Consider the following 10,326-nt stretch of genomic DNA (forward strand, 5'->3'; position numbering starts at 1 on the left):
AGCTTAACTTTGCCTTTCAGTAAAACATTCTTGAAAATAAAACGTAAAATCAACTAAGATTAACGTAAAAATTATAATGGATCAATTTTCATACATTGCTAACGCCGATACCGCAGCGATTTCTGACCTTTATGAATCGTACTTGCAAGACCCCAATTCGGTAGATATCAGTTGGCAAAACTTCTTTAAAGGGTTTGATTTTCATGCTGCGTGGAGTGGCTCATCTAACGGGCAAGCTAATGTTGCTTCTACTGATTCTTCAATGATTCAGAAAGAGATGGCAGTTATTAGTCTTATCAAAGCATTCCGTTCTCGTGGACACTTGATGGCTAAAACCAACCCTATTCGTGAACGTAAAAACCGTCAGCCTCGCTTAGATTTGAAAGATTACGCTCTTTCAGACGCAGATTTGGACACTAAATTTCAAGCAGGAAATTTCTTAGGAATTGGAGCCGTTTCATTACGCACAATTCTTGAATCTCTTAACAAAATTTATGCAGGTTCTGTTGGTTTTGAATATGCTTATATTCGTGAGCCAGAAGTAAAAGAATGGTTACGTGCAAAAATCGAAAAAGAAGCATTGTCTTTCAACCCTTCGATTGATGAAAAGAAACAAATTTTAGAAAAACTCAATGAAGCTGTCGTTTTCGAGAACTTCTTGGGTACTAAATACTTAGGTCAAAAAAGATTTGGTTTGGAAGGTGGCGAAAGTACCATTCCTGCTCTTGATGCTATCATCAACCGTTCGGCTGAGTTGGGCGTTCAAGAAGCCATGATTGGTATGGCTCACCGTGGACGTTTGAACGTTCTTGCCAATATCATGCACAAATCTTACGACGCTATTTTTGATGGTTTTGAAGGAAATCTTCCTGACCAAATTCATGGCGACGGTGACGTAAAATATCACTTGGGTTATTCTTCAAAACATATTACTCCATCAGGTGTTGAAATTTCGTTGAAGTTAGCTCCAAACCCTTCTCACCTTGAAGCGGTAAATCCATTAGTAGAAGGTTTTTGTAGAGCAAGAGCTGATGTTCACTACGAAGGAGATTACGACAGAATTCTTCCAATTTTAATTCATGGTGATGCAGCCGTAGCTGGTCAAGGAATTGTGTATGAAGTTACACAAATGGCTAAATTGAAAGGTTATGAAGTAGGTGGAACAATCCATTTTGTTATCAATAACCAAGTAGGTTTTACCACTGACTTTGAAGATGCTCGTTCATCTATCTATTGTACAGACGTTGCAAAAATTATTGATGCTCCAGTTTTCCACGTAAATGGAGACGACCCAGAAGCAGTAGTTTTTGTTTCTAAAATGGCAGCAGAATTCCGTCAACAATTCAATCGTGATGTATTTATTGATATGGTTTGTTACCGTAGAAATGGTCACAATGAGTCTGACGAACCACGTTTCACTCAGCCTACATTATACGCAAACATCACAAATCACTTAAATCCAAGAGAATTATACAATCAGAAATTGATTGCTCGTGGAGATATTGATGCTAAGTTGGCGGCTGAAATGGACACCGAATTCAAAGCGGAGTTACAAGCTCGTTTAGATTTAATCAAACAAAAAATTCGTCCAGAATATCATCCTTTAAAATTGGATAATCGTTGGGCAGAATTACGTTATGCAGAATCTGTTGATTTTGAAAACTCTCCAAAAACAGGTATCTCAAAAGAAACGATTGATAAAATTGCCTCTTCTCTTTCTAAATTACCAGAAGGTTTCTCTGCGTTAAAGCAAATTGAGAAGGTTCTTTCAGATAGAAAAGCCTATTTTGACAACGGAACATTGAACTGGGCAACGGCTGAAGCATTAGCTTATGGTTCATTATTAGTAGAAGGAAAATCAGTTCGTGTATCAGGACAAGATGTGCAAAGAGGTACATTCTCGCACCGTCACGCAGTATTGCATGATGCCAACACGAATGAATCTTATATTTCATTAAATCATATTCAACCAGACCAAGAATTTTTACAGATTTATAACTCGTTATTATCTGAATATGCGGTACTTGGTTTTGAATTTGGTTATGCTTTAGCTAATCCAGATGCTTTGGTTATTTGGGAAGCACAATTTGGAGACTTCGCAAACGGAGCTCAAACAATGATTGACCAATTTATTTCTTCACAAGAATCTAAGTGGGGAACAATGAATGGTTTAGTGATGCAATTGCCACACGGTTATGAAGGACAAGGACCAGAACACTCAAATGCTCGTCCAGAACGTTTCTTACAATTGGCAGCAGAAGAGAATATCATTGTAACAAACTTGACAACTCCTGCGAACATTTTCCACGCATTACGTCGTCAATTAGCTTGGAACTTCCGTAAGCCGTTGGTAACCATGTCGCCAAAATCTTTATTCCGTCATCCAAAAGTAATGTCACCAATCTCTGAATTTATTGATGGTTCATTCCAAGAAGTTTACGGTGATAATTTCGTTGATGCGAAAAAAGTTAAAAAAGTATTACTTTGTACAGGAAAGGTTTATTTCGATTTGTTGGAAAGACAAGAAAAAGAAAACCGTACTGATGTAGCAATTGTCCGTGTAGAACAATTACACCCATTCCCTGCTACAAAAGTTCAGGCGGAACTTGACAAATATCCAAAAGCAAAAGTAGCTTGGGTACAAGAAGAGCCAGAAAACATGGGATATTGGTCATTTGTTATTCGTGAATTTGGATGGAAACCATTTGATAGCTTAGTTGCTCGTAAAAAATCAGCATCTCCTGCAACAGGTTTCTTAAAAGTTCATAATATCGAACAAGCAGAATTAGTTGATAGAGCTTTTGCTTAGGTCAGTTTTCAGTAAATAGTTAACAGTTAGTAATGAGAATGAGCCTCATGTTGAAATAATAAGTCCAACTTTGCAAGAGGTATTACTAACAAATAACTGTTTACTAATTAACTGTTTACTGATAACTAAAATTATGTCATACAAAAATTTCCGATTTTCTGATTTGAAAGAACAGTTTGGAATTTCTCAGAAAACAGCAAAATTATTTAACGAACCTATTGCGTTAATCAAACCGAGTGATTTTTTGATTACCTCATTAGAAAATGCACGAGAAATGCCCCTAACAACCGAAAAGGCAGTTTCTGAAGCTATTGTTTTGCCTGTTTTAAGAGAAGTACGAAATAGAAATAAGGAAGTTATTGAGTTATTTTCGGGGGAGAATCTTGATGCAGAACGTTCAAAAGGATTAAATGGAGAATGTGATTTTATTTTTGCAAAATCTCCCGGTTCAATAGAGTTAACAGCACCCTTGATTGACGTTTGTGAGGCAAAAAAAGGGGATATTGATAATCCACGTTCATTGTCTCAGAATGCAGCCCAATTACTCGGAGCAAGGATTTTTAATCAAAAAAGAAACATTCCATATACCAATTTATACGGCGTTTGTACGAATGGGTATGAATGGATTTTTCTCTATTTGAAAGACGATACCGTTTATATTGACAAAGACCGCTATAATTTATCAAATCTCCCTCAATTATTGGGCGTTTGGCAAATAATTATTAATACATATTTAGATTAATATTTAAGAATAATACATTACAAAAGGATAAAACAATCCAGCATTGAGATATGGCAATTGAAATGAAAGTTCCGCCAGTAGGCGAATCAATAACCGAAGTAACTATCGCTACTTGGAATAAAAAAGATGGCGATGTAGTAAAAATGGATGAAGTTTTGTGTGAATTAGAATCAGACAAAGCTACGTTTGAACTTCCTGCCGAAGCAGAAGGAGTCTTGAAAATCGTTGCCAAAGAAGGTGAAACATTGCCAATCGGTGCGGTAATCTGTATTATTGAAACTGCTGGTGCAAGTGCAAGCCCTGCTGCTCCAGTAGCAACACCAAGTCCTGCCCCAGCTCCCGTAGCTGAAACTCCAGTAGCACCAGTTGCTACTGCAAGCCAAGTTATTGAAATCAAAGTTCCTGCTGTTGGTGAGTCAATCACAGAAGTAACCATTTCTACTTGGAGTAAAAAAGAAGGTGATTCAGTGAAAATGGACGAAGTTTTATGTGAATTAGAATCAGATAAAGCAACTTTCGAACTTCCTGCTGAAACTGCGGGTGTTCTTCATATCGTAGCATCAGAAGGTTCAGTATTGCCAATTGGTGCGGTAGTAGCCACCATTACCGTTGGTGCAGGAGCAAGTTCTCCAAGTCCAGCACCTGTGGCAGCTCCACAAGCAACTGCATCTGCTCCACAATCAGGAAATTATGCTGCGGGTCACGCATCACCTGCTGCGGCTAAAGCTTTAGCAGAAAAAGGTATCGATGCAGGTAGCGTAACAGGTACAGGCGTAGGCGGACGTATCACGAAAGAAGATGCTAATGCTGCTGTTAAACCAGCTCCAGTGGCAACACCTGCTGCTCCTGCCGTTGCTTCAGCTCCAGCAGTTGTTTCAGCAACAGGCGGTCGTTCTCAACGCAGAGAGAAAATGACTTCATTACGTAAAACAGTTGCTCGTCGTTTAGTACAAGTGAAAAATGAAACGGCAATGTTGACAACATTCAACGAAGTTGACATGAAGCCAATCATGGATTTACGTGGAAAATATAAAGATAAATTCAAAGAAAAACATGGCGTTGGCTTAGGCTTTATGTCATTCTTTACCAAAGCAGTTTGCGTTGCGTTGAAAGAATTCCCTGCGGTGAATGCTTCAATTGACGGTGAAGAAATTGTTTACAATGATTTCTGTGATGTTTCAATTGCAGTATCTGCTCCGAAAGGTTTAGTAGTTCCTGTTATCAGAAATGCTGAAAACTTATCATTGGCAGGTATTGAAGGTGAAGTTGTTCGTTTGGCTACTTTGGCTAAAAATAACAAATTGACTTTACAAGAAATGTCAGGTGGTACATTCACAATTACCAATGGTGGTATTTTTGGTTCGATGCTTTCGACACCAATTATCAACGCACCACAAGTAGCAATCTTAGGTATGCACAACATCGTTGAGCGTGCAGTTGTAGTTGATGGTCAAGTTGTTATTCGTCCAATTATGTATGTTGCTCTTTCTTATGACCACCGAATTATTGATGGGAAAGAATCTGTTTCATTCTTGGTTAGAGTAAAACAATTGTTAGAAGACCCAACTCGTTTGTTGTTGGACGTTTAGCATAGTGATTAGGTTTTAGGGGTTAGGTCTTAGTTTAAATACTACCCCCTAAAACCTTAAACCTAACACCTCAAAAATTATGGAAAATCAAGTTTTGAGTTTTGAAGAAATAAAGAAGCTATTTCCAAATGAATGGGTGCTTTTGGGAAATCCATTGATAGAACAAACAAAAGTTTTATCAGGGATTCCTATATACCATGCAATTGATAAAAGAGATATTGCCGCATCGGGAGTTAATTGGAGGGAAAATTTTGAAAGAGCAACAATGGTTTTTACAGGTGAATTTCCTAAAAATAGAAGAATTTGGCTATGATGAAATTTCCATTCAGCCTTGATGAAAGCTATAATACTATCGTTGTTGATGTTCTTTTAGATGGATTTGACCTCAGATTAATGGTTGATACTGTGCTTCACATACAGTCATTGATTTAACGACTTTACTCATCAATGGGTATTCTTTTAGTCAAAGGAGAAAAGAAGTTAAAGTTGAAACTGCAAAAGGTATTGCTTCTGCTCATGTTTTTGAAGTTAAGTCTTTAGAAGGTTTAGGTATCAAACATAATAACTTTGAAGTATGTAGTTATGATTTCTTAGGAAATGGCATCTTGAGTGAATATGATGGTGTCTTAGGCATTGATTTCTTCTTCAAAAACAAAATTTGTATTGACTTCATAAAATCAGAAATAACAATCTCTTAGAAATGAACATTATTAAATGGGATTACCTTACCGTAATAGCAGATTTAAGCCCTACACTTTTTGATGCAAATGGTAAAGGAAAATTTGGACTTGATGCCAAAGAAGTAAATAATATGCTTGCGAAATTTGGCTCAGAAGGTTGGGAATTAGTAAATACCACTTCAATTAATTCTGGTGGAACAACTGTTCAAGTATCTTTTATCTTCAAAAAAATGGGAACTCTGCAATCTCAAAGTGAATTCCGTAGAATAGGATTTGATATTGACGGTGACGGCGAATCTGAAATTGTTGATAGAGGCTAAAATAGATTATAGAGAATAATTAATAGAGAATAACTGTATTAAGCCATTTCTTAATACTTAGTACCTGATACATAATACTTAAATATGCAATACGACGTAATAGTAATCGGTTCGGGCCCTGGGGGTTATGTTGCCGCCATTCGTTCAGCTCAATTGGGCATGAAAACTGCTCTTATCGAAAAATACAGTGTTTTAGGTGGAACTTGCCTAAATGTTGGCTGTATTCCTTCAAAAGCACTTTTAGATTCTTCTGAACATTTCTTCAATGCTTCTCATTCTTTTGCTGAGCATGGTATCGAAATTCCTGCTCCAAAAATCAACATGGAGCAAATGATTGGTCGTAAGGCTGGTGTTGTGAAGAAAATGAACGATGGAATTACGTTCTTGATGAAAAAAAATAAAATCACGACGTACAACGGTTTAGGTTCTTTTGTGGACAAAAACACGATTAAAGTAACCAAAGCAGATGGTACTTCAGAAGATTTGACTGCAAAAAATGTAATTATTGCTACGGGTTCAAAACCGACAGCATTGCCATTTATTCCAGTTGATAAAAAGCGTGTTATTACGTCAACAGAAGCTTTAAACTTACAAGAAGTACCAAAACACCTTATCGTTATCGGTGCGGGTGTTATTGGAGCGGAATTAGGTTCAGTTTATGGTCGTTTAGGAGCAAATGTTAGCTTTGTAGAATTTGCTGATTCAATGATTCCTACGATGGATAAAACGATGGGAAAAGAATTGCAAAAGAGTTTGAAAAAAGAACTTAAAGCTGAATTCTATTTCCAACATAAAGTAACCAACGTTGTCAATAATGGTGATGATGTAACAGTAACGGCTACCAATTCAAAAGACGAACAAGTAACTATTTCTGGTGACTATGTTTTAGTTTGTATCGGTCGTCGTCCATTTACAGAAGGCTTGAACTTAGAAGGTGCAGGCGTTGCCGTAGATAGAGGTAAAGTAGTGGTTGATGAACATACTTTACAAACAAATGTACCAAATATTTATGCCATTGGAGATGTTGTTCGTGGAGCAATGTTGGCTCACAAAGCAGAAGAAGAAGGTGTTTTTGTAGCTGAAACTATTGCAGGACAAAAACCACATATCAACTATAATTTAATTCCAGGTGTTGTTTATACTTGGCCAGAAGTAGCTTCAGTTGGTAAAACAGAAGAAGAATTAAAAACGGCTGGTATTGCTTACAAAGCGGGTTCATTCCCATTCAAAGCATTAGGACGTGCAACGGCTTCAATGGATACAGATGGTTTAGTGAAAGTTTTAGCAGACAAAGCAACTGACGAAATTTTGGGCGTTCATATCATTGGTGCAAGAGCAGCCGATATGATTGCGGAGGCAGTTGTAGCGATGGAATACCGTGCAAGTGCAGAAGACGTAGCTCGTATGTCGCACGCACACCCAACATACACAGAAGCGATGAAAGAGGCTTGTTTAGCAGCAACTGAAAATCGTGCAATTCATGCGTAGTTATTTTCTCTACTACCTTCCCGAATGTTAAAACTTTCGGGAAGGTAAACAAAAAGGCTTCTGATATGATTCAGAAGCCTTTTTTGATTTATTATTATATTTCACCAATTTCTTGATACAAATGCAAAACTTGTTCTAACACAGGATGTTGTTCATCATTTTCAATAACATAATCTGCAATTTTTAGTCTTTCTTCTTCAGAAATTTGGCGAGCAATAATATCTCGTATCTCTTGCTCTGTACGTTTGTCTCGTTGCTGTACTCGTTTGATTCTGAGGTCGATGGGAGCATTTACAACAATTACTTTATCGAAGAAATTACCATCACCTGCCGCTTTCATCAAGGCAGCTTCGTAGAGTAAAAAGGGAGCTTTAGGATATTTTTGAATCCAAGATTGGGAATCTTGACGAACTCTTGGATGCACAATAGTATTGAGTTGCTTTAATAATTCGGGGTTATTGAAAACTTGTGAGGCTACCCACGCACGATTGTATTCACCTGAAGACGTGTATGCCTGTTCTCCGAGAAGATTCTGAATAGACTCTTTCAGCACTAAATCATTGTTCATCAGCGACTTAGCTCTTGAATCGGCATCATAAATGGGAATTCCTAAAATAGAAAAAACCTTGCACACGAGACTTTTTCCTGAGCCAATTCCGCCTGTAATTCCAATAACTTTTTGCATGAAATCCATTATTTAAGGAGTTCTGAAACCTCAAAACTTACGGCAACACGGTCTTTATTAGGCTTGATGAGCGAATTTTGAGAAATTGGCAATTTGATTTCATCATCAAAATTATCTTGCAATCTTTTTCCTGGAATTTTTACATAAATTGTACTTCCCATTCCTTCTAACACAGACTCTGGACCTTCAAGGCTAACGGTACGAGGATTGACATTTATCAAACTCGAAATCACATAACGTTCTTTTAATGGAATTGAGGAACTATCCACTTTTACAATAAATTGCTTAGTTACTTTACGGTCAAACTCTAAATCAAAACGGTCGGCTACAACATAATTAACTTTCACATCTTTTATATATTCCGACAGTGAATCAGCCAATGAACCTGTATTTAAGTATCTGGTTTTCAAAGGTTTCTCTATCGAATATTTTACGGGTGTAATATCTAAAGCAAAAGCTTTACGCAGTAGATTCCAACCATTACCAGACACATTTACGGATATTTTTTCGGGAAGTGGTTGCGTTGGAATATACAATGAATCGTTATACGAGAATTTAAGAGGGAATGACATTCTCTGCGAATAACCATCTTTATTTAAGGCATTCATTACCCAAAAAATAATGGCAGCTAAAAGACTTATAAAAATAGCTTTAATATCTGTTTTCGAAGAAGCGGTTTTCATGGGCAATTGTTAAAAGGTTAGTAAAGATAAAGAAGTTAGAAAGTTTAAAGTACCGACTTTTAACCCTCTAACTTCTCTAAAACTTAAACTTTAAGAAAACTATTCAGCAAGTTGTGAAGATGAATCTTTTGAAATAGCGGTTTTCAAGAAAACCATTCTTACTCCTTTGTTTGCATCAACTTCTAATACAACCGATTTGTCACGTACAGAAACAACTGTTCCGTGCAATCCGCCGATAGTCACTACTTTATCACCAGCTTTCAAGGCATCAATATAAGCCTGTTGTTCTTTCTGTTTCTTTTGTTGAGGACGAATCATGAAAAAATACATGACCACGAACATTCCTCCAATTAATAATAACGAAGAAGCTCCGCCTCCGCCTAATCCTTGTAATAAAATACTGTTGAACATTCTATTTAATGATTAATGATGAGTTATAAATTATGAATGATAGATTTTGTGTTCATGAAAACAAGTTCATAACCGCAGCGGTGGACCGCACATCATTCATAACTCATAATTACTTTACTAAAACTTCTATTTTAAATGAAACCATGTTTTCAGCAGGTTTGGTGTTAGCAAAAGCCGTTACGGTTTTATTTAATTTCCCTTCTTTTCCTTTACTATTAAACTTAACGGTAATAAATCCTTTTTCTCCTGGGGCAACAGGTTCTTTAGAATATGAAGGCGTTGTACAACCACAAGAAGCACTAACATTACTCAATACCAAAGGCATATTTCCTGTATTTTTGAAATTATACACGTGCATTACGGTATCACCTTGTGTAATTTTTCCTAAATCAACCGATGGGGTATCAATCTCCATTACTGGAAATTTATCATCCGTAGGCTGAAGGGCTTTTTGTCTTTCTTCAAGTGTTTGTGCGTCGGTACGTTGTTTGTTTTCACAAGCAACAAAAACAGCAAATGACAGGGCTAAGATTAATACTTTTTTCATTGCTATAATTTAATTTACGCTTTTGCCTTAATTTGGCTCATCATACTTTCTACGTCTTCCAAAAGTCTTTCGGCTTTTTCACGAGCTTCGTTTACCACTTTTTTCCCTTCTGATTTCGCCATTGTTTCAGGAATTTCTTTTCCTTCAATCAAATCTGAAATCAAGCCTTGAAGTTGGTCTCTGTATTTTTGTAATTGATAGAACAACTTGTTACGAGTATTTTCGCCTTTGTCTGGGGCGTACAAAATCCCTAAAATTGAACCCACTGCGGCACCTGTCATAAATGCCCAAAATGTTTTTGATGATTTGCTCATTATCAGTTATCAGTTATCAGTTATCAGTTATCAGTTATCAGTTATCAGTTATCAGTTA

12 protein-coding genes are annotated in these 10,326 nt (G+C 36.8%); 7 read left to right on the forward strand and 5 right to left on the reverse strand.

The features are described 5' to 3' along the window. The first annotated feature begins 76 nt into the window (after window positions 1-76). From LV89_RS14905 to lpdA, 7 genes are all read left to right on the forward strand, one after another. Window positions 77-2,809 carry a 2-oxoglutarate dehydrogenase E1 component gene (locus tag LV89_RS14905; protein ID WP_109743710.1) on the forward strand — a complete coding sequence of 911 codons (2,733 nt, stop codon included), beginning with the start codon at window positions 77-79 and terminating at the stop codon, window positions 2,807-2,809. A 133-nt stretch (window positions 2,810-2,942) separates the two neighbouring features. Further along, on the forward strand, window positions 2,943-3,551 hold the full coding sequence (locus LV89_RS14910; RefSeq protein ID WP_109743711.1) for a hypothetical protein: 609 nt from the start codon (window positions 2,943-2,945) through the stop codon (window positions 3,549-3,551). A gap of 50 nt (window positions 3,552-3,601) precedes the next feature. Next, window positions 3,602-5,140 (forward strand): 2-oxoglutarate dehydrogenase complex dihydrolipoyllysine-residue succinyltransferase, encoded by a 1,539-nt coding sequence (gene odhB / locus LV89_RS14915; protein WP_109743712.1) that lies wholly within the window; start codon window positions 3,602-3,604, stop codon window positions 5,138-5,140. 79 nt (window positions 5,141-5,219) lie between these two features. Next, window positions 5,220-5,453 carry a hypothetical protein gene (locus tag LV89_RS14920; RefSeq protein WP_109743713.1) on the forward strand — a complete coding sequence of 78 codons (234 nt, stop codon included), beginning with the start codon at window positions 5,220-5,222 and terminating at the stop codon, window positions 5,451-5,453. Beyond that, on the forward strand, window positions 5,450-5,572 hold the full coding sequence (locus LV89_RS25825) for a hypothetical protein (RefSeq protein WP_262509866.1): 123 nt from the start codon (window positions 5,450-5,452) through the stop codon (window positions 5,570-5,572). The genes LV89_RS14920 and LV89_RS25825 overlap by 4 nt, the downstream gene beginning before the upstream one ends. Window positions 5,573-5,840: 268 nt before the next feature. Next, window positions 5,841-6,140, forward strand: a complete 300-nt coding sequence (locus LV89_RS14925; RefSeq protein ID WP_109743714.1) for a DUF4177 domain-containing protein — start codon at window positions 5,841-5,843, stop codon at window positions 6,138-6,140. 84 nt (window positions 6,141-6,224) lie between these two features. Beyond that, entirely contained in the window at window positions 6,225-7,628 is a 1,404-nt protein-coding gene (lpdA, locus tag LV89_RS14930) for a dihydrolipoyl dehydrogenase (protein ID WP_109743715.1), read from the forward strand. Between the two features lie 94 nt (window positions 7,629-7,722). Here lpdA and coaE read toward each other — a convergent pair whose 3' ends face one another. From coaE to LV89_RS14955, 5 genes are all read right to left on the reverse strand, one after another. After that, on the reverse strand, window positions 7,723-8,313 hold the full coding sequence (gene coaE / locus LV89_RS14935) for a dephospho-CoA kinase (RefSeq protein ID WP_109743731.1): 591 nt from the start codon (window positions 8,311-8,313) through the stop codon (window positions 7,723-7,725). Window positions 8,314-8,321: 8 nt separating this feature from the next. Further along, window positions 8,322-8,996, reverse strand: a complete 675-nt coding sequence (locus LV89_RS14940; protein ID WP_109743716.1) for a YbbR-like domain-containing protein — start codon at window positions 8,994-8,996, stop codon at window positions 8,322-8,324. Window positions 8,997-9,095: 99 nt separating this feature from the next. Continuing rightward, a complete protein-coding gene (gene yajC / locus LV89_RS14945) occupies window positions 9,096-9,407 on the reverse strand; it encodes a preprotein translocase subunit YajC (protein WP_109743717.1) in 312 nt (103 codons plus the stop codon). A gap of 109 nt (window positions 9,408-9,516) precedes the next feature. Continuing rightward, window positions 9,517-9,954, reverse strand: coding sequence for a DUF1573 domain-containing protein (locus tag LV89_RS14950; RefSeq protein ID WP_109743718.1), 438 nt, complete (start codon window positions 9,952-9,954; stop codon window positions 9,517-9,519). A gap of 14 nt (window positions 9,955-9,968) precedes the next feature. Next, complete coding sequence (locus tag LV89_RS14955) at window positions 9,969-10,268, reverse strand: YtxH domain-containing protein (RefSeq protein WP_109743719.1); 300 nt, start codon at window positions 10,266-10,268, stop codon at window positions 9,969-9,971. Between the last annotated feature and the right edge of the window lie 58 nt (window positions 10,269-10,326).

Origin of the sequence: Arcicella aurantiaca (genome assembly GCF_003148625.1) — a bacterium.
In the GTDB taxonomy this organism is placed as follows: domain Bacteria; phylum Bacteroidota; class Bacteroidia; order Cytophagales; family Spirosomataceae; genus Arcicella; species Arcicella aurantiaca.

Excerpts from the sequence above, each read along its gene's own strand:
- yajC (WP_109743717.1), bottom strand. The coding sequence starts at position 9,407 with ATGTTCAACAGTATTTTATTACAAGGATTAGGCGGAGGCGGAGCTTCT.
- LV89_RS25825 (WP_262509866.1), top strand. The coding sequence starts at position 5,450 with ATGATGAAATTTCCATTCAGCCTTGATGAAAGCTATAATACTATCGTT.
- lpdA (WP_109743715.1), top strand. The coding sequence starts at position 6,225 with ATGCAATACGACGTAATAGTAATCGGTTCGGGCCCTGGGGGTTATGTT.
- coaE (WP_109743731.1), bottom strand. The coding sequence starts at position 8,313 with ATGCAAAAAGTTATTGGAATTACAGGCGGAATTGGCTCAGGAAAAAGT.
- odhB (WP_109743712.1), top strand. The coding sequence starts at position 3,602 with ATGGCAATTGAAATGAAAGTTCCGCCAGTAGGCGAATCAATAACCGAA.
- LV89_RS14925 (WP_109743714.1), top strand. The coding sequence starts at position 5,841 with ATGAACATTATTAAATGGGATTACCTTACCGTAATAGCAGATTTAAGC.
- LV89_RS14920 (WP_109743713.1), top strand. The coding sequence starts at position 5,220 with ATGGAAAATCAAGTTTTGAGTTTTGAAGAAATAAAGAAGCTATTTCCA.
- LV89_RS14940 (WP_109743716.1), bottom strand. The coding sequence starts at position 8,996 with ATGAAAACCGCTTCTTCGAAAACAGATATTAAAGCTATTTTTATAAGT.
- LV89_RS14905 (WP_109743710.1), top strand. The coding sequence starts at position 77 with ATGGATCAATTTTCATACATTGCTAACGCCGATACCGCAGCGATTTCT.
- LV89_RS14950 (WP_109743718.1), bottom strand. The coding sequence starts at position 9,954 with ATGAAAAAAGTATTAATCTTAGCCCTGTCATTTGCTGTTTTTGTTGCT.
- LV89_RS14910 (WP_109743711.1), top strand. The coding sequence starts at position 2,943 with ATGTCATACAAAAATTTCCGATTTTCTGATTTGAAAGAACAGTTTGGA.
- LV89_RS14955 (WP_109743719.1), bottom strand. The coding sequence starts at position 10,268 with ATGAGCAAATCATCAAAAACATTTTGGGCATTTATGACAGGTGCCGCA.